The sequence below is a fragment of the Corynebacterium sp. KPL1814 genome, from assembly GCF_000478175.1.
Classification (GTDB): Bacteria; Actinomycetota; Actinomycetes; order Mycobacteriales; family Mycobacteriaceae; genus Corynebacterium.
Genome location: NZ_KI515774.1, coordinates 540,324 through 558,647, shown reverse-complemented (window position 1 = coordinate 558,647; position 18,324 = coordinate 540,324). Strand labels below are relative to the sequence as shown.

Annotated in this window: 14 protein-coding genes and 3 pseudogenes; 10 read left to right on the top strand and 7 right to left on the bottom strand. The window is 60.1% G+C overall.

All coding sequences use genetic code 11. From position 1 onward, the window contains the following. The first annotated feature begins 83 nt into the window (after window positions 1–83). Window positions 84–3,986, top strand: a complete 3,903-nt coding sequence (gene hrpA, locus HMPREF1257_RS02590) for an ATP-dependent RNA helicase HrpA (RefSeq protein ID WP_023022702.1) — start codon at window positions 84–86, stop codon at window positions 3,984–3,986. Between the two features lie 290 nt (window positions 3,987–4,276). Here the strand turns inward: hrpA and nrdR are convergent, their stop codons facing one another. Together nrdR and HMPREF1257_RS12160 are read right to left on the bottom strand one after the other, a co-directional pair. After that, window positions 4,277–4,735, bottom strand: coding sequence for a transcriptional regulator NrdR (nrdR, locus tag HMPREF1257_RS02585; RefSeq protein ID WP_023022704.1), 459 nt, complete (start codon window positions 4,733–4,735; stop codon window positions 4,277–4,279). 205 nt (window positions 4,736–4,940) lie between these two features. Then, a complete protein-coding gene (locus HMPREF1257_RS12160) occupies window positions 4,941–5,345 on the bottom strand; it encodes a hypothetical protein (protein ID WP_156904616.1) in 405 nt (134 codons plus the stop codon). A gap of 251 nt (window positions 5,346–5,596) precedes the next feature. On the opposite strand from HMPREF1257_RS12160, the gene lexA reads away from it, so the two are divergent. Continuing rightward, the gene (lexA, locus tag HMPREF1257_RS02575; protein WP_023022709.1) at window positions 5,597–6,307 is read left to right on the top strand and encodes a transcriptional repressor LexA; all 711 of its coding nucleotides are present in this window, start codon (window positions 5,597–5,599) and stop codon (window positions 6,305–6,307) included. Between the two features lie 483 nt (window positions 6,308–6,790). After that, window positions 6,791–7,573, top strand: coding sequence for a DeoR/GlpR family DNA-binding transcription regulator (locus HMPREF1257_RS02565; RefSeq protein ID WP_023022711.1), 783 nt, complete (start codon window positions 6,791–6,793; stop codon window positions 7,571–7,573). Window positions 7,574–7,652: 79 nt separating this feature from the next. Here the strand turns inward: HMPREF1257_RS02565 and ptsP are convergent, their stop codons facing one another. Continuing rightward, window positions 7,653–9,341 carry a phosphoenolpyruvate--protein phosphotransferase gene (ptsP, locus tag HMPREF1257_RS02560; RefSeq protein ID WP_023022713.1) on the bottom strand — a complete coding sequence of 563 codons (1,689 nt, stop codon included), beginning with the start codon at window positions 9,339–9,341 and terminating at the stop codon, window positions 7,653–7,655. A gap of 210 nt (window positions 9,342–9,551) precedes the next feature. Between ptsP and HMPREF1257_RS02555 the strand changes: the two genes are divergently transcribed. The 3 genes from HMPREF1257_RS02555 to HMPREF1257_RS02545 are packed head-to-tail and all read left to right on the top strand — an operon-like array spanning window position 9,552 to window position 12,954. Next, on the top strand, window positions 9,552–10,514 hold the full coding sequence (locus HMPREF1257_RS02555) for a 1-phosphofructokinase family hexose kinase (protein WP_023022715.1): 963 nt from the start codon (window positions 9,552–9,554) through the stop codon (window positions 10,512–10,514). 18 nt (window positions 10,515–10,532) lie between these two features. Continuing rightward, the gene (locus HMPREF1257_RS02550; protein WP_023022718.1) at window positions 10,533–12,629 is read left to right on the top strand and encodes a fructose-specific PTS transporter subunit EIIC; all 2,097 of its coding nucleotides are present in this window, start codon (window positions 10,533–10,535) and stop codon (window positions 12,627–12,629) included. Window positions 12,630–12,684: 55 nt separating this feature from the next. After that, window positions 12,685–12,954, top strand: a complete 270-nt coding sequence (locus HMPREF1257_RS02545; protein ID WP_023022720.1) for an HPr family phosphocarrier protein — start codon at window positions 12,685–12,687, stop codon at window positions 12,952–12,954. Between the two features lie 219 nt (window positions 12,955–13,173). Here HMPREF1257_RS02545 and HMPREF1257_RS02540 read toward each other — a convergent pair. Continuing rightward, window positions 13,174–14,203, bottom strand: a pseudogene (locus tag HMPREF1257_RS02540) (HNH endonuclease signature motif containing protein). Window positions 14,204–14,329: 126 nt separating this feature from the next. Continuing rightward, window positions 14,330–14,737, bottom strand: a pseudogene (locus tag HMPREF1257_RS02535) (solute carrier family 23 protein); the annotation flags it as partial. A 222-nt stretch (window positions 14,738–14,959) separates the two neighbouring features. Between HMPREF1257_RS02535 and HMPREF1257_RS02530 the strand changes: the two are divergent. The 4 genes from HMPREF1257_RS02530 to HMPREF1257_RS02515 all read left to right on the top strand — a co-directional run bounded on the left by HMPREF1257_RS02530 (window position 14,960) and on the right by HMPREF1257_RS02515 (window position 17,563). After that, window positions 14,960–15,232 (top strand): hypothetical protein, encoded by a 273-nt coding sequence (locus tag HMPREF1257_RS02530; RefSeq protein ID WP_023022726.1) that lies wholly within the window; start codon window positions 14,960–14,962, stop codon window positions 15,230–15,232. Between the two features lie 405 nt (window positions 15,233–15,637). Beyond that, the gene (locus HMPREF1257_RS12460; RefSeq protein WP_156904617.1) at window positions 15,638–15,730 is read left to right on the top strand and encodes an excalibur calcium-binding domain-containing protein; all 93 of its coding nucleotides are present in this window, start codon (window positions 15,638–15,640) and stop codon (window positions 15,728–15,730) included. Between the two features lie 1,075 nt (window positions 15,731–16,805). Further along, complete coding sequence (locus tag HMPREF1257_RS02520) at window positions 16,806–17,240, top strand: hypothetical protein (protein WP_023022731.1); 435 nt, start codon at window positions 16,806–16,808, stop codon at window positions 17,238–17,240. A 35-nt stretch (window positions 17,241–17,275) separates the two neighbouring features. Further along, entirely contained in the window at window positions 17,276–17,563 is a 288-nt protein-coding gene (locus HMPREF1257_RS02515) for a hypothetical protein (RefSeq protein ID WP_156904618.1), read from the top strand. Between the two features lie 127 nt (window positions 17,564–17,690). On the opposite strand, the gene HMPREF1257_RS02510 is transcribed toward HMPREF1257_RS02515, so the two are convergent. Continuing rightward, window positions 17,691–17,972, bottom strand: coding sequence for a hypothetical protein (locus HMPREF1257_RS02510; RefSeq protein WP_023022733.1), 282 nt, complete (start codon window positions 17,970–17,972; stop codon window positions 17,691–17,693). Between the two features lie 28 nt (window positions 17,973–18,000). Further along, window positions 18,001–18,324, bottom strand: a pseudogene (locus HMPREF1257_RS02505) (HNH endonuclease); the annotation flags it as partial.

Genomic DNA, 18,324 nt, shown 5'->3' with positions numbered 1-18,324 from the left:
GAGAAAAGTATCGTTGGGATAAGTATTTTCACAATAGCAACTTTTTCCACTCCACGAAACCGGGGTAAGCTCATAGATTAGCCATGACACAGCATGAAACCACGACATCGCAGGCCCCTAGCCGCGATGAACTTTTTGCCGCATTAGACAACGTCACCATCGCCGAGGCCCGCAGCTTCCGCCGCCGCCTATCGAAGGCACGCGCCCCCAAGGCCCTGCGCGAAGTCGGCCAGGATATCCAGGCTGCCGCAGATCGCCTAGCGCTTGTCGATGCCGCCGTTCCCCCACTCACCTACCCCGATTCCCTGCCGGTCAGCGGCCGCAAAGACGATATTGCTGCCGCGATTGAAGAAAACCAGGTCGTCATCATTGCCGGCGAAACCGGTTCCGGTAAAACCACGCAGATCCCTAAAATCTGCCTCGACATCGGCCGGGGCCGCCGCGGCCTTATCGGCCATACGCAGCCGCGCCGCATTGCCGCGCGGACCGTCGCCGAGCGCATCGCCTCCGAGCTGGACCAAGATATCGGGGAATCTGTAGGCTACGCCATCCGCTTCGATGACCAGGTTTCTGATAGCACCGCCGTAAAACTCATGACGGACGGTATCCTGCTCGCGGAAATGCAGCGCGATCGCTTCCTTAATAAATACGACACCATCATTATCGATGAGGCGCACGAGCGCTCGCTGAATATCGACTTCCTCTTGGGATACCTCAAGCGGTTGCTCCCCAAGCGGCCCGATCTCAAGGTGATTATCACCTCCGCGACGATCGATCCGGAAAGTTTTGCCGAGCACTTCGCCCAGCCCGATGGCACCCCTGCGCCCATCATCGAGGTATCCGGGCGCACCTATCCGGTAGAAATCCGCTACCGTCCCCTCGAATTCGAGGCCGGTGGAAAGCTGGTGGATCAAGACCCGCTCGATGGCTTAACCGAGGCCATCGAGGAGCTCATGGCAGAAGGCGACGGCGATATCCTCTGCTTTTTCCCAGGCGAGCGCGATATCCGCGATGCCATGGAAGCAATCGAGGCCAAAAAATGGAAGAACGTCGAGGTCGCGCCCCTCTTCGGGCGCCTATCCAACCAGGAACAACACCGCGTATTTAGCAATCACCGCGGGCGGCGCATCGTTTTGGCTACCAATATCGCCGAAACCTCGCTGACCGTACCCGGAATCCGCTATGTCGTGGATACCGGCACCGCGCGTATCTCGCGCTATTCCACGCGCACCAAGGTGCAGCGCCTGCCCATCGAGCCCATTTCGCAAGCCTCTGCCAATCAGCGCTCCGGTAGGTGCGGCCGCGTCGCCGATGGCATCGCCATCCGCCTCTATAGCGAGAAAGACTTTCAAAGCCGCCCGGAGTTTACTGACCCGGAAATCCTGCGCACCAACCTGGCCAGCGTCATTTTGCAAATGGTCTCGCTCAAGCTCGGCGATATCGAGAAATTCCCCTTCCTCCAGCCCCCCGAGTTCAAGGCCATTCGCGATGGCCTCAACCTCCTCCACGAGCTCGGTGCCCTCCAGGACAAGCACGAGAAACCGACGCTGACCGAAACCGGCCGCAATTTAGTCCGGATCCCACTCGATCCCCGCATGGCGCGCATGCTTATCGAGGCCCATACCAACGGCTGCCTCCACGATGTCATCGTCATCGTCGCCGCCATGACCATCCAAGACGTACGCGAACGCCCGCTGGACTACCAAGCACAAGCCGATCAAGCGCACGCGCGCTTTAAGGACAAGACCTCTGACTTTTTGTCCATGCTGAAGTTGTGGGACTACATCAAACAGACCCGCAATGAGCAATCGGGCAATAAGTTCCGCAAGCGCATGAAGCAGGAGTTCCTCCACTACATGCGCATCCGCGAGTGGTTCGACTTGGTCCGCCAGCTCAAAGACGTATCCAAGCAGCTGGGGTGGAACTACCAGGAAGCCACCGAGCGCCGTTCCGACGATATTCACATCGCGCTGCTATCTGGCCTGCTGTCCAATATTGGCGCCCGTGACGGCAATTCCAAAGAGTTCCACGGCGCGCGCAATACCCGCTTCCTTGTCTTTCCAGGTTCCGCGTTGGCCAAAAAGCCACCCGAGTTCCTCATGGCGGCAGAGCTCGTCGAAACCTCTCGGCTTTGGGCCCGCGACGTTGCCGCCATCGATCCGGCCTGGGTGGAAAAGCTCGGCGCGGACCTGCTCAAGCACAACTATTCCGACCCCACGTGGTCCCGCAAGCGTGCGGCCGCCATCGCACACCAAAAGTCCACGCTCTATGGTGTGCCCATCGTTGCGGATCGCACCGTTCCCTACCACCGCGTGGATCCCGTCGCGGCACGCGATATGTTCATCCGCAATGCGCTCATCGCCGGCGAGTGGAATGCGCACCACGACTTCCTCAAGGCAAATGCGCAAGCCCTTGATGAGGCGGCCGAATACGAGGAAAAGGCCCGCCGCCGCGGCCTCATCGTGGATGAGGATACCCTCTTTGATTTCTATGACCAGCGCATTCCCGCCAAGGTCACCACGGGCCGCCATTTCGATTCCTGGTGGAAGAAAAAGCGCCGCCAGGAACCCGATCTGCTGAATTTCGATCCAGCCACGCTTGTCGATGACTCCCACGACGTCACCGAAGTCTCCTTCCCCGATCACTGGCGCAAGGGCTCCATCGATTACGAGCTGGCCTATAAATTCGAACCCGGCGACCCGCTCGATGGCGTCACCGTGATGGTGCCTGTGCCCATGCTTGCCGGGCTTGATACCGAAGGCTTCGATTGGCTCGTCCCCGGCCTGCGATTCGAGCTCGTCAACGAACTTATTCGTTCCCTTCCCAAGGCCCTACGGCGCACCGTCGTGCCCGCCCCGGAATTTGCCGAGCGCGCCATGGAACGCCTCATCCCCTTCGAAGGCCCCCTTACCCAGCAACTTGCCGATGTCCTGCGCGAGCTCGGCGGCCACGGCATCAACGCCTCCGATTTCCAACCGGACAAGCTGCCGGAACATTTGCGGATGAATTACGCGGCCATCGACAAGCGTGGCACCATCATCGATTCCGATAGGAACCTTGCCGCCCTGCGCGAACGCCAGGCTGGCCACATTAAATCGTCCGTATCGCGGGTAAGCCGGACAGCCGAATCCACCGCGGTCAGCGAATGGACCGACGATACCCTCGGCACCGTTGACAAGACCGTCACCACCACCGTCGATGGCCACGAGGTCACCGCTTACCCAGCGCTGGTGGCCACCAAGGATGGCGTGGAGCTTAAGGTTCATCCCACCAAGGCGGCTGCCGATGCCGCCATGGTCACCACCACCCTCACGCTTTTGATGCGCGAGATTTCCGTCTCGACCGCGCAAATGGTCAAGGGGCTTCCCTTGCAGCAGCGCGTCGCCGTGGATTCTTATCCGCATGGCGGGGCCGACGGGCTGGTCAATGACGCCCGCGTCGCAGCAATCCGCGACCTCATGCTCGAAGCCGGCGGCCCCGTGCGCTCGCCAGAAGCGTTTTCCGAGCTCAAGGATACCGTGAAGCCGCAGGTTCCCGGCCGCGTGCGGCAATCAATCGTCTCGATCGCGCCTGGCTTGGCTGAGTACTCCAACCTCCGTGCCGAGCTTTCCCAGTGGGACGGTCCCGCCATCGACGATATGGAAAAGCAACTTAATTTCCTTCTTCCGCCGAATGCCATCACCGTGCACGGAGCCACGCACCTGCGCCACCTTCCCCGCTATATCCAGGCAATGCGCATCCGCCTGGAGGACATGTCGCTCGATCCGGATCGCGATGCCGACCGTCAGGCCGAAGTCGATAATGCCAAGGCCTATCTTGCAAACCGGCTACGAAATCTCCCTGCGGGCCGCGAAAAGACGCGCGAAGTCAAGGACATTCATTGGATGATCGAGGAACTGCGGGTCTCCCTATTTGCCCAGCGCCTCGGCACGGCGCACGCAGTGTCCCTGCGGAGAATCCAAAAGGCAGTGGATAAGCTGCGCTGACGTTCCTATCACCGCATTCCCGGCACTCGCCGGGAGCTCCGCTCCCACCATCGCTGGCTGGTTGGCCGGCCAAACCCCACCAGCTAGCCAAAGCTGCTGCCCAGCCACATCTGCTGCCCAAGCACTGCTTGCGCCCAAGCACCACTGTCGGCAAGAAACCGCTGCCAGTCACCAACAAGGAAATCTGTTCTCTCAGCCGCCAGTGACGTCAGAATTAGGCGGCCTCACCAAAATCATGGGCCCAAAACCCCAGTTAAAGCTGCTTCGAGCCTGCCCTAAACCCCCGCAGTTTAAAGGCCCCCGCGATCGCGTCGCCGCATCAGTCGAATCTCCGATTCAAAGTCATCCGCGCTCTCGAAAGATTTATATACCGAGGCGAAGCGCAGATATGCGACCTCGTCTAGGTCACGCAATGGCTCAAGGATCGCTAACCCGATTTCGTTGGCATTAACCTGTGAAGACCCATGCCCCCGCACGGTTTCCTCAACTTCTTGCGCCAACTTTTTAAGGGCGTCATCGCTAACATCTCGGCCTTGGCAAGCGCGCCTGACACCCCGAATGAGTTTATCCCGGCTAAATGGTTCTGCAAGGCCATTTCTCTTAACGACCAGCAGTACAGCTTTTTCCACAGTGGTAAAACGCCCTTTACACGAAGCACACTCGCGACGCCGCCGTATCGATGCGCCTGCATCTACCACGCGAGAGTCGATAACGCGGGATTGTTCGTTATGGCAAAACGGGCAGTACACACTAGTCCTTTCGCTAATTTAGCTTCTCGGCTTAGTTTACTCCCGAGGCCAAGCCAAGAATCGGACGCCGCTACTCCAGACTCGTGCTGCCCGCATGCCTGCCTCCTTAAGCGAGCAAGGTCACCCCTGCCCTAGGAGGCAAGCTGATGGCAGATAAGACGCCCAACCTAGAGCCTTCCCAGCGCCCGCTTAAGTACTAGATGCATTACTTAACGATCGCTGCTTCTACTTGCTGTACCGAAGTACCAGGTTCAGTCGGTGCCTCAGCGCTCGTGCCCATCAATCCACCGACGACCGTGCCAAAAAATACCGCAGCGCCGAACACAGCACCAAGCAGGTAGTTTTTGCGTGAACTCTGTGTATCGTCTTTTTCAATCGCGTTGTTTGCCACATTAAGCAGCGAATATTCGTCAGTCCACATATTCGAATCCTCTTTAGGATTCGTTCGATATTCAGAATCTAGCGTCCTAATTTTTTCTATTCCAGAGCGGGGATGCTGCGCACCCCACCTACGATCATCGATATCCCAGATGGCGGCTGAAGGTACGATCTGTGGACGTGCCGAGTGCTGTTTAACCATGTTATTGCGAGAGTTAAGTAGTTGAGACATTTTTTCCTTTCGACGACCGCAATAAGTCTAAAGCGGCCCCTTGACACGACAGGAGCACAATGTCGCTCCTGTGTTCGAGATTGATTCTATGTTCGATTTATAGCACCCTTTCGAAAACCTGTCCAGTTTTCGGCGCAAATCTCGAACGCCTGTACTTTTCGTGCTACAAATGGGTTATGGCACGCAGCTGCCACCCAGTCCCTTTTCAAGCTACGACCGCAGAATCTCAGACCCCTAGCTAGGAGCCGCACATGGGCCGCAAAAAAGCAAGCAATGCAAAGAACGATTACGCTTCCCTTTCCGAAAGGCAACGCCGCATCCTTAACGTCATCAGCGATGCGGTGATGCTACGCGGATACCCACCCAGCATCCGCGAAATCGGCGATGCCGCAGGCCTGCAATCCACTTCGTCCGTGGCCTATCAGCTCAAGCAGCTTGAAGAAAAGGGTTTCTTGCGCCGCGATCCTAATAAGCCACGCGCGGTCGATGTGCGTCACCTCAATACTGACGACGGCGAAAAGAAACCGGGGCGTAAATCTAAAGAGGCCACCGATACCTCTGCCCGCAGCGCTGAAGAGTCCGCTGCCGTAGCTTATATTCCCGTCGTGGGACGCATTGCTGCCGGTGCACCGATCACCGCAGAGGAAAATATCGACACGTATTTCCCCATGCCAGACGAGGTCGTCGGCGGAGGCGAGCTTTATATGTTGCAGGTTGTGGGCGATTCCATGCAGGATGCCGGCATCCTCAACGGCGACTGGGTCATCATCCGGTCACAGTCAGTGGCTGAGGAAGGCGAGTTTGTCGCCGCGCTTCTCGATGGCTCCGAGGCCACCGTCAAGGAATTCCACCGCGACTCCTCTGGCGTTTGGCTCCTTCCGCACAACGATGCCTATCCGCCCATCAACGGCGATGATGCAGAGATTATGGGAAAGGTGGTATCCGTGTTCCGCAAGCTCTAGGCCTCGGCAAGCTACTTTAACCAAGCCGCACGCGAGTTTTCGCCTGCAGTTCTTGTCGCCGCCTGCACTCTGCGCCCGCTTTCTTGAAACCCGCTCTTTGCACGTCGTACGCTGCCCTGTTCCCTTGCTTGGGGAGCAGGGCCGTTCGAGTTTTAACGCATTCCACGCCTTTCTGCCTCGCAAGCGCGCCCCAAAAAGCCAACTTAAGCGCGCGGGGCCTATTGATAAAGCACCCCCAAAATAACGGATCCGTAAGTAAAGCGCTAACAGGGCCGACTTTCATCTAGGGGAATTAGAACTTACTGACCAGCAATTTTTGTTCAAACCAGACAACGGAACAAATCTGGATTTTTGTTTTCGTCCGATTACCGCCGAATTTTGACACAATGGAGGGAGAAACCCCACATGATTTAGCTTTCACCGCGCGCGTGCATTCGCAAATAGAGTTCACGCTCGGCCGAAGGCGAGGAGCAAGGAGGATCCGTGTACGCAGAGGAGCGACGCCGCCAAATCGCGTCCCAAACTGCTGTCGAGGGTCGCGTCAACGTCACCGATTTATCAGAGCGTTTCGACGTGACTGCCGAAACCATCCGCCGCGACTTGGCCGTACTGGATCGAGAGGGCGTTGTCCACCGCGTTCACGGTGGCGCCGTTGCTTCGCAAGCGTTCCAGACCGCGGAGCTCACGCTTGATACCCGCCAGCGTTCCGCATCTGGGGCCAAGGCCGCCATCGCGCACGCCGCGCTCGACTTCCTTCCCCCTGGCGGCGGCAGCATATTCCTGGACGCCGGCACCACGATTAATACCTTTGCCGAGCTCATTAGCCAGCAATACCCGCAGGCGCAGTTCAATATCGTCTCCAATAGCCTGCCCATCGCACTGTCGCTAGCCAATAGCGGCGTTCCCGATGTCCAGCTCCTCGGCGGGACCGTACGCGCTATCACCCAGGCCGTCGTCGGCGATACCGCCCTGCGCACCATGGCGCTCATGCGCGCCGATGTCGCCTTCATCGGCACCAATGCGTTGACCCTCGATCACGGCTTGTCGACGGCCGATTCCCAAGAAGCAGCCATCAAATCCGCCTTCGTCACGAATGCCCACAAGGTCGTGGTCATGTGTGATTCCAGCAAATTGGGCAACGACTACTTGGTGAGCTTCGCCTCCATTGCAGATATCGATGTCGTCATCACCGATTCCGGCGCACCGGAATCCTTCGTCGATGCCCTGCGCGAGCGCGAAATAGACGTCGTGCTCGCCAGCGAATAGCTCCAGCACGCGCACGACTTCGCCCTCCCTACTCCGGTGCCATTTCTCACCGAGGTAGGGAGGGCGAAACCTTATGCCGCTAGTTGAACTTTTCTATCTGCTCCATCGCTGCGGCGCGGGCGGCGGAGGGGCCTTCGGAGTTGAGGGCAGCATCGGCAAGTTGCTGGCACTGATCGAAGGTCAGCTCGGCCAATTGGGCACCAACGCCAGCGACTGCGGTCGATGCAGCCGACAAGGAGTTGACGCCTAGGCCGGTCAATACGCAGGCCAATAGCGGATCGGCCGCGGCCTCGCCGCACACGCCAACCGGTACGTTGTATTCGTGTCCGGCGATGCAGGTGTGCTGGATCAGGCGCAGCACGGCCGGCTGCCACGGGTCGGTGAGGTACGCCAGCTGCGGCGACAGGCGGTCAGCGGCCATCGTGTACTGGGTGAGGTCATTGGTGCCGATGGAAACGAAGTCCAGATGCGGCATGATCTTATCCGCCATCAGCGCTGCTGCGGGCACCTCAATCATCGCGCCCGCGGTCAGGCCGCGCTCCCGGCACAGCTCCGCAAACCACTGGGCTTCCTTCGACGTCGCCACCATCGGTGCCATGACCCAAGTCTCGGCATCGCCGCCGCGGGACTCCGCGGCCTGGGCGATGGCGTCCAGCTGGCGGGTTAACAGGGACTCGTTATCGCGGGCAATGCGCAGACCGCGTACACCCAACGCCGGGTTCTCTTCCGAGGACAACGTGGCATAAGAAATCGGCTTATCGGAGCCAGCGTCCAAGGTGCGCACCACGACCTTGGAATTGGGGTAGGCGTTAAAGACCTTCTTGTAAATTTTTGCCTGCTCGTCAACGGAAGGCTCCTCGCTCGCGGACAGGAACGACAACTCCGTGCGGTAGAGGCCAATGCCCTCTGCCTGCGAGTCGGAGGCAATGCGGGCGGCGTTGCCATCGGCCACGTTGGCCAACAGCTGCACGCGGTGGCCGTCCTTGGTTTGCGCCGGCCCAGTCCATTCGGCCACGCGGGCGGCGCGCTCGCGGTATTCCGCGACCGCCTTGGTGGATTCTTCCTCGTCCGCACCCAGCGTCACGGTTCCGAGCGCACCGTCGACGAAGACCAGAGTGCCGCTTTCGATCTCCCGCAGCTTATTTCCCACGGCGACGATACACGGAATATCGAGCTGGCGGGCGATGATCGCGGTGTGGCTAGTAGGCCCGCCCAGCTCGGTGACGAGCGCGCGAATATGCGCGGTATCCAGGGTGGCGGTATCGGCAGGCGCGAGGTCATCGGCAAAAAGCACCGCTTGGCCCTCCACCATGGGCAAACCAGGCTCCTGCTCGCCGCGCAGCTGGGCGATGACACGGTCGCGCACGTCCTTCAGATCGGTGGTGCGCTCGGCCATGACGCCGCCTGCCGCTTCAAACATGGTGACGAACTTATCCGTGGCTCCCACCGTGGCGAACTCGGCATTCTTGCCCGAGCGAATGTTCTTGCGCACGGCCTTGTGCCACCCGCGGTCCTTGACCATGCCGGCGGTGGCCGTCAGCACTTCCGAGGCTTGGCCCTCGGCGGCTGCGGCGCGGTTTTCCAAGCGGCCGGCGACGACATCGACTGCCTCGAGGAAGCGATCGTATTCGGCTTCGCTGCTGGCCTCTTGGTCAATACTTCCTTCAGTAGGCAGCTCCGGGCGGGGGCGCACCCATACGGCTTCTGCATAGGCAACTCCAGCGACAACGCCGGTTCCTTTAACAGTGGACTGAAGCGTATTTTCCATGGCGATACTTCCTTCGAAGATAGCGGCTTATTTATTTCCAGATCATCACAAATCCAACAGAAATGCAATGTATGCCACACGGTTTCTATTGACTTTCCAACACAATCGGGCAAGAATAAACATTAACGGCGGGCTTAAGCGCGAGTTCCAACCGGACCGGACTGCGTGTGGCCCCCAATATACGCACACTGCGAAAGGGATAAGTTCTCGATGATCCTCACGCTCACCCCAAACCCAAGCATTGATGCCACCTTGGCGCTCAATCAGCCTTTAACCTCAGGCGATGTCCACCGCGCCGCCAGTGTTACCCAGGTTGCTGGCGGTAAAGGCGTCAACGTCGCCCACGCGGTGCACCTCGCAGGGAAAGAAACCCTAGCCCTCTTCCCTGCCCGCGCGGCCGATCCGTTCATCAACCTCATCCACGACGTCGACCTCCCCTACGCCAACGTGGACATGGATGGCGGCGTGCGCGTCAATACCACCATCACCGAGCCAGATGGCACGACCACCAAGGTCAACGGCCCGGGCCCGCTGCTTTCCGATGCCACCCAAAACCACCTCATCGCAACCCTTACCCGTCATGCCCAATCCGCCGATTGGGTAGCCCTTGCCGGATCGTTGCCCAAAGGCATTGACGCCGGGTGGTACACCGACCTCATCAAGGAAATCCGGAATGCCGCCCCGCAGGCGCGCATCGCCGTCGATACTTCCGATGCCCCGATGAAAGCCATCGCCGAGCAGCTCGATTCCGCAGCCCCAGATCTCATCAAACCTAACGGTTTCGAACTGGGGCAGCTCACCGGCCAGGATGGCCTCGCCCTCGAGCGCGCCGCTGCAGCTGGGGACTATAGCCCGGTCGTGAAGGCTGCTAGGGATGTCGTGAAGCGCGGCATCAAGGAAGTGCTTGTCACCCTCGGCGGCGCCGGCGCCGTGCTGGTCACCGCAGATGGCGCATGGGCTGCTACACCGCCTCCCGCCACGGTGAAATCCACGGTTGGCGCGGGTGATGCCGCATTGGCCGGATACCTACTGGGGCGCACGCAGGGGCAAGGACCGGCAGAATCCCTCGCGCTCTCGGTGGCTTATGGCACCGCTGCGGCAGCAAAGCCCGGCACCCAATTCCCCCACCCCGAAGAACTCGATACCGCCCGAACCTCCATCTCCGCTCTCTAGCTAAAGGAGCCTTCCATCATGGCATCCGATCTCATCACTACCGAACTGGTAGCGCTTGACGCCGACTTCGGCGATAGCGTCGAATCCGTAATCACCAACCTCGCCACCTTGGTGCACGATACCGGGCGCGCAACCGAGGTTTCAGGCCTCGCCCAGCCCGCCATCGACCGCGAAGCCAAGGCCGGCACCGGCGTGCCCGGCGGCGTGGCCATTCCCCACTGCCGTTCCGAAGCCGTCACCGAGCCAACACTGGCCTTAGTCCGCTTATCCCGTGGCGTGGATTTTTCCGGCCCAGACGGCGACGCCCAGTTAGTTTTTCTGATCGCCGCACCCGCCGGCGGCGGCAAGGCCCACCTGCAAATTCTTTCCAAACTCGCCCGCGCCCTCGTGCGCAAGGACTTCCTAGAGGCCCTGCGCACCGCATCGACGAAGGAAGAAATTGTTAAGGAAATCCTCGCCGTCGTCAACGCGGAAAAGCCGAAGAAGAAAAAGCAGGACAACGCGGAGGCTGCGGCGGGCGCTTCAGCGGGGGCATCGGAAAGCGCGGGCTCCTCGGCACAAGCTACCCGCATCGTTGCCATCACGGCCTGCCCGACCGGCATCGCGCACACCTACATGGCTGCCGATGCCCTAACCCAAACCGCCGGCGAGCGCGACGACGTCGACCTCACCGTCGAAACCCAGGGCTCGTCCAATAATGAATCGGTCTCGCAGTCCACCATCGACGCTGCCGACGCGGTCATCTTTGCCACGGACGTTGGCGTGCGCGACCGCGAACGCTTCGCGGGCAAACCCGTCATCGAATCCGGCGTCAAGCGGGCCATCAACGAGCCCGGCAAGATGCTCGATGAAGCCATCGCGGCGGCGAAGAACCCGAATGCCCGAAAGGTCTCTGGCACCGCCTCTTCCTCCTCCGCCGAAGAAGAAGGAAAATCGCTGGGTTGGGGCAAGCGCATCCAACAGGCGATTATGACCGGCGTGTCCTACATGGTGCCGTTCGTTGCCGCCGGCGGCCTGCTGCTCGCCCTCGGATTCCTCTTCGGCGGCGCCGATATGGCCAATGGCTGGCAGGCGCTTTCCACGGATTACTCCCTATCCAACCTGCCGGGCAATGACATCATCGTCGACGGTGAGACGATGTCGTTCGAGCATTCCGGCTACTCGCTTTATATAGGCGCGGTGCTTTTTGCCATCGGCCAGGCCGCAATGGGCTTTATTGTCGCCGCACTTTCTGGCTATATCGCCTACGCCCTGGCCGGGCGCCCTGGTATTGCGCCGGGCTTTGTCGGCGGTGCTATCGCTGTGACCCTCGACGCGGGCTTCATCGGTGGCCTGGTCACCGGTTTGTTGGCCGGCTTCATCGCCCTCTGGATTGGCAATTGGAAGGTCCCGCGCTGGCTCGGTTCCCTCATGCCGGTGGTCATCATTCCGCTTTTGACCTCCCTCGTCGTTGGCCTGTCGATGTACCTGCTCTTGGGCGCCCCACTGGCCGCGCTGATGGAGGGCCTGCAAGATTGGCTGTCTTCCATGTCTGGGTCTTCTACCGTAGTGCTCGGCATCATCTTAGGCCTGATGATGTGCGTCGACCTGGGCGGCCCAGTCAACAAGGCCGCATACCTCTTTGCCACCGCGGGGTTGTCCACCGGCGACGCAGCCTCCATGCAAATCATGGCCGCTGTCATGGCCGCCGGCATGGTGCCGCCCATCGCACTGTCCTTGGCAACCTTCATTCGCAAGTCGCTATTTACCCCTGCCGAGCAGGAAAACGGTAAGTCCGCCTGGCTACTCGGCCTGTCCTTCGTCTCCGAAGGCGCCATCCCCTTCGCCGCGGCCGATCCGTTCCGCGTCATCCCTTCCATGATGGCCGGTGGTGCCGTAACGGGTGCTATCTCCATGGCGCTGTCGGTCGAGTCCCGTGCCCCGCACGGTGGTGTCTTCGTCGCCTTCGCCATCGATCCGTTCTGGGCCTACCTGGTCGCAATCCTTGCCGGCGTGGCGGTGTCCACCGTCGCGGTCTTGGCCATGAAGCAATTCTGGCCCAATAAAACCGTCCAGCAAGCTGCTCAAAAGGCTGCTCCAGAGTCCAAGACCGGTTCCCAGAACGTGGCGGCATAAACCAATCACTCGTACACTGGATCACGATAAATTAACCACAGAAAGGATAATTTCCATGGCTTCCAAGACTGTAAAGGTCGGCTCCTCCGTAGGACTGCACGCACGTCCTGCCTCCATCATTGCTGACGCTGCCGGCGAATTCGACGAGGATATCTTCCTGAACCTCGTTGGTGAAGATGACGATAACGAAACCGACGCCGCTTCTTCCCTGATGATCATGGCCCTCGGTGCCGAGCAGGGCGACGAGGTCACCGTTACCTCTGATAACGAAGAAGCCGTTGAGAAGATCGCCGGCCTCATCGAGCAGGATCTCGACGCTTCCTAAGCGCTGCTGCTCATAACTAGCGTTTAAACACGACTCGTACGCTCCTCGCCTTGACGGCGGGGAGCTTTTGCGATCCATCGGCGGGTTTCCTAGTGCCCATTGCGCCGGCTATTCAGCTCGCGCGGCGCACAAGCGCGGTCGCTTAGATTTTTGGCCCTGAGCCTGTGGATCGGTGCGGGCGCGCGGATCCTTTTGCGCTAATCCTCTTGTCCCGGATTCTTAGGATGGCGGCCGGTCGTTTTCGTTCGGGCTGCCGGGGTTCGTGGCCCACGGCGGAAGCCAGCGGACTTTTCCTTGTATTCGGGCCAATCGCCCGCGCCGCGGCGGGGCCTGCGGGTCATCATCGTTGACGCCGTTATGGTACGGGCAACAAGTAGCGAGGTTAGCGGCATTGGTATTGCCACCGTGCTGCCAGCTTTCTAGGTGGTGAATCTGGCACTCATCGGCAGGATAATTGCACTTTTCCCAGGGGCATACGGGATTGACGGCGGCCGCCATCAAGCGCTGCTTCGCGTTGGCAAACCGGGACGTGCGGTACAAGTTGACCGGCCCCTCAACGGGATGCACAAGCGTGATGTATCCATGATCGCTTAAAACCCGGCTCGCGAGGTCGGCGCCGCTGATGCGCGAGCCATTGGTGAGCTGGAGGGTTATTTCCTCGCCATCGCCATCAACGATGCGGTCGAGCTCGTCCAAGGTGATGACCACCTGCGTAGTGGCGGTGGTGCGCGCCCCAGACTTCCCGCCAAAGAAGATGGATTTGACCGATTCGAATGGGCGCTCGTTATCGAGGGCAGAGTGCATATCGGCGACGTCGGCGGATTCCCCGGTGATGGTCAACGACCACGGGCCGCGGCCGGCGGGTGATCCGCACGCCTTTCTTGGGAGTGCGGGGCGGCTGTAGCTCCCGCAAGAGGTCGCGCGCCCGCTTACGCAAGGCAGTGGCGCTTCCGCGGAACTCACATAACTCGGAGCGTATGGCCCAAGCATCGCGTTGGGTGCGAGCGCGCAGCGCGAACTTTTCGATGAGGCTGAGCACGTCGAGCGGGTGCGTCGTCGAGCGCGCCGTGCGTTGCTTGGCGCTAAAGGCACAGCGGCCAAAATAGACATCGCAAAGATGCACCACCTCGCGCGCGGCGATGTCGCTGGCGCCGCGCTGCACCACGTCGCGCTCGCTTAAGCCCCGGGCGGCGGCGATGATATCCATACCTTGGCCCAGCGCGGTTAAATAACGGTCGAGTGCGTTCATGCCGCCTAGTACAACGCACAATCCGGCGCAACGGCGACCGCACGCACGAAGGCCTGTGGATTACGCTGCGAACCTTACCGCCACGGCGCTATTTCGCGGCGGGGTCAACAAAGTTATCCACAGATTTTAGTATTTAGCGTCGTGGCCTTCGCCCACGGTTTCGTACAGCCGCCGCATGATGGGATACGCAATGATGATGCCGACAGAACCCCAGGCGATGCCCTCCAGGCTCACCCCGCCCACGGTCAGGGTCAGGTTGCCGATGCCCGCGATCAAGGCCACCGCGGCCGCCGTCAGGTTCACCGGGTTATTGAAGTTGACCTCATTATCCATCCAGATCCGCACGCCCAGCATGCCGATAAGCCCATAGAGCACGAGGGTGGCCCCGCCAAGCACGCCGGTGGGAATGGAGAAAATCAGCGCACCGAACTTCGGGACGAACGCCAGCAAAATAGCGGTCAGGGCGGCAACCCAATACGCGGCCGTGGAATAGACGCGCGTGGCAGCCATAACGCCGATATTCTCTGCAAACGTTGCAACCCGATTCCACTACCAGTGGTTTCACAGTTCCGCAGGTCAGAACCGTCCGAGCATTCAGGTTATTCCGGCCATTCCAGGGGTTCCGGCGTGGCTTGCGGGATTTTTGCGGGATCCTGGGGGTGTCCCCCCGCTACCCGCGTTGTGTTCTGCCTTGCGAGCTGGGCGGCTTAGGATACTTTCGTACCCCCTGTGACACGAGATACTGGGAGTTGAATTATGGCTGAGCAGCATAAACCGCCAACCTGGAAAACCGTCCTGGCCTGGGCCTCCATCATCCTCGGGGTGCTGTTGGTGCTCGGAGGTCTCCTCAGCATCGGGAAGGGCGGTGTTGGAACCTTCATCGGTGCGGTCATCATGGGGGTCGCGATCATCTTGCCTGGCGGCTGGTGGATGTACTGTGAGAAGCACGACAGGGACGCTCTGCGGAAGCCGCGAAGGGGGTTGAGAATTACACGTTCTTGTCCGAAGCGGATCGTACCTGCTTGGTAAGCCGCCCGCCGCTGAGAAGGTCAACCGGCGGTGGCCTGTCATTGCCATCGGGTCCATCGTGGGGCTGGTTGTGGGGTCTGCGATTGTCCCGGCGACAGAGAGCGACGTACCCGAGAAGGAGCCTGTGGTGGAGACTCCTACGGCGATGCAGACCTGCGTTGTGGAGGTGACCTCAGAGGGGGCTGTGACCGCAGAGGTCACCCTGACCGAGGTGGTCACCCAGGAGGAGGAGCCAGAGCAGGTTGAGGAGCCGGTGGAAACCGCTGTCGAGGAGAGCAACGACACAGCTGCGGGGGACGTGGAGGAGGCTAACGCTCCGGCCCCTGTGGCGGATCCTGCTCCCGCCTATGAAGCTCCTGTCGCCCCGCCCCTGCAGCATCCACCTACTACAAGAACTGCGCAGCCGTGCGTGCTGCCGGTGCTGCTCCGCTCTACACAGACAGCTCCGGTAACAGCCGCGATCTCGACAAAGACGGCGACGGCGTGGCCTGCGAGTAGCCCCACCTAGAAAGGAACCCATCATGCAGTGCACCACTATCCGGCCCCTGGGCGTCTTGATCCCCGCTGCCCTGCTCCTGTCCGCGTGCAGCAGCGCTAATGAGGCCAAGGAGGACATCACCACGACTGCGGAAGCCGCTCCTTCCACCGAGGTGGCTGCGTCCTCGGACCCCACACTGGACACCATCAATGAAGGAGAGCCTTTCACCATCACCTGCGATGGTGATCGGACCTGCGACATTGACGTCACTATCAGCAACGTGGCTCTACATGACCAGTGTCCCCGAGTCGCCAGCTACGTAGACGCCCCACCGAGGAGCAGACCTATCTCACCTTTGACGCGGAGATCGCCGTCAATGAGTACTCCTGGTCGGATAACTTCTCCTTCACCACCGGCGACGCGAAAGTGCTCACGAAGGACGGATATTCGGAGCCGCTGGGCATCGCATTCGATTGCGAATCTTTGTCCCCCACAGGGGATAGCCTCACCCGCGTGGGTGAAAACAGCGCACGCAGAACGTCTACGCGGTACCTGCGAACGCGGAAAATCTCACCATCTCACCCCGAGGTGCGACGAAGGCTTGGGTACTGGATCTTCCGGGGGCTCCGGCCCCTGCTCAAGGTGATGACAACACCTCAAAGCTACCCGCGCAACCCGCCCAGCCGGTCGATGACGCCACGGCACCGCCTGCCCCGCCCGTACAGGACACCGGGCAGACCACCTCCCACTGCCTCACCGACCACACCCTTTACCAGCGTGGCACCACGGTATTCACCGACGGCACCACCGGATGGACGAAACAGTGCGCAGCGAAGTTCGACGCCGCCCTGTAGCCCCCTGCAAAACTCCTTACCTGCCCCTGACCTCATGCAAGCCAGGGGCGCTTTCGTACATATCTGACGTGAGGGGAATCTCTTCTTCTCGGTTGTGAAACCTGCGGCGCTACCCTACCATGATTGATATCCCAGTCACACTAGTTAAGGAGGGGACATTAGAATCAAAAGACTACTTGCGGTCAGCCTTAGCGCAGCGGTATTCGGCCCACTCACTACGATCCCCGCGCAGGCTGTTGACATGCCAGATCCTGCGGTTTGGGGCGCTTGCCCACAAGACGGAGCAAAAGACATTGGCAAGGTGATCCGCACATGGCACGGTGGCCCCTACGGGCCGCCAGAAAACCAGCTTGGCGCTGGCGACATCACCCTGAAATGCGGAACTGAGAACGTCGGATTCCGCCACATTGTCAACCGCCACGGCCCGCAGTGGCAAACACTCGCCGACATCGAGGGACGTGACTGGCGCGACATCGCAGACATGGCGCTCACCAAGAACATCACTAATCCCGATCAAACTGCCCCGCAAGATGGTGGCAAATGGTGTGTCAGCTCAGAGATCTATCTCGTCAACAAGGACTCTGGAGAAGTCGTCAAGACAAAGCGAACAAGGACGATCCTGACCGACAAGCATGAAGTGCTCACCACTTTTCCGACGGATGACGGGTGCAACTGATGTCACCCCAGGCCAACTCCATCAAGGAGCAACTCGTGGCATACTTTGCTAACCACAAGCGGCTCCATCTTATGGAAGATGACGATGGGTTAAGGGTCAATATAGTCCGAGGTCACGCCAAGAACGTAGTCAGTTCCATTCCGATAGCACTAATCGATTCAGAGTGGATAGACTACTTTGAGAGATGCGCTAGGGATGACAACCATCCAATCTCTCTCATGGCTGTACATCTTGACGAAGCCGTATCCATAGCAGTTGAAGCGAAAATGAGTCCAGCAAAAATAGTGCTAGACGGAACCTTCGCTCCCATACCAAAAGGATAAACCCAGCACAGTGGGACACGGGAACATCACCCGTGGCCCTCCGTGCTATGCTTGGATCCCAATGAGAAAATCCCCGATGGCCTGCGCACCACCGGGGAAACAACGGGCCTGTCCCCCACCACGAGGATCAAACACCTCCAAGGAGCATAGCACGGCTATCCAACGCCGCGTCACCAAACCCCGCAAGAAGGCCGACAGCACCTACACCAAAGGCCGCACCCGCTGGGTAGCCCGCTACCGGAACAACATCGACCGGGAGCACTCCAAGACCTTCGACACCGAGAAGCAGGCCAAAGCCTGGCTCCAGGAGCAAGTGCGCGCGCTTCACCGCGAGGAGTGGATCGACCCCAGCCCGCAAGCGCACCGTCCAGCAGATCATGGAAGCCTGGGCTGCCCGGGCCGTGCGCAAGACCCCCGAGACCTCTACCGGATCACCATCAACAACCTTGGCCCTTGGCCTCTACAGGGTGTACCAGCGTGATGTACCCGTGGGAGCTTAGGACCCGGGTGACGAAGTCAGCGCCCCTGATTCGCGAGCCATTGGTGAGCTGCAAGGTTATTTCCTCGCCATCGCCATCGACGATGCGGTCGAGCTCGTCCAAGGTGATGATCACCTGGGTGGTAGCGGTAGTGCGCGCTCCGGACTTCCCGCCGAAGAAGATGGACTTGACCGATTCCAATGGGCGCTCGTTATCGAGGGCAGAGTGCATATCGGCGACGTCGGCGGATTCCCCGGTGATGGTCAACGACCACGGGCCGCG

What these genes read in the sequence shown, in the direction of transcription:
- hrpA (WP_023022702.1), top strand. Translation starts at nt 84, where the DNA reads ATGACACAGCATGAAACCACGACATCGCAGGCCCCTAGCCGCGATGAA.
- HMPREF1257_RS12160 (WP_156904616.1), bottom strand. Translation starts at nt 5,345, where the DNA reads ATGTCTCAACTACTTAACTCTCGCAATAACATGGTTAAACAGCACTCG.
- lexA (WP_023022709.1), top strand. Translation starts at nt 5,597, where the DNA reads ATGGGCCGCAAAAAAGCAAGCAATGCAAAGAACGATTACGCTTCCCTT.
- ptsP (WP_023022713.1), bottom strand. Translation starts at nt 9,341, where the DNA reads ATGGAAAATACGCTTCAGTCCACTGTTAAAGGAACCGGCGTTGTCGCT.
- HMPREF1257_RS02555 (WP_023022715.1), top strand. Translation starts at nt 9,552, where the DNA reads ATGATCCTCACGCTCACCCCAAACCCAAGCATTGATGCCACCTTGGCG.
- HMPREF1257_RS02550 (WP_023022718.1), top strand. Translation starts at nt 10,533, where the DNA reads ATGGCATCCGATCTCATCACTACCGAACTGGTAGCGCTTGACGCCGAC.
- HMPREF1257_RS02545 (WP_023022720.1), top strand. Translation starts at nt 12,685, where the DNA reads ATGGCTTCCAAGACTGTAAAGGTCGGCTCCTCCGTAGGACTGCACGCA.
- HMPREF1257_RS02530 (WP_023022726.1), top strand. Translation starts at nt 14,960, where the DNA reads ATGGCTGAGCAGCATAAACCGCCAACCTGGAAAACCGTCCTGGCCTGG.
- HMPREF1257_RS02520 (WP_023022731.1), top strand. Translation starts at nt 16,806, where the DNA reads ATGCCAGATCCTGCGGTTTGGGGCGCTTGCCCACAAGACGGAGCAAAA.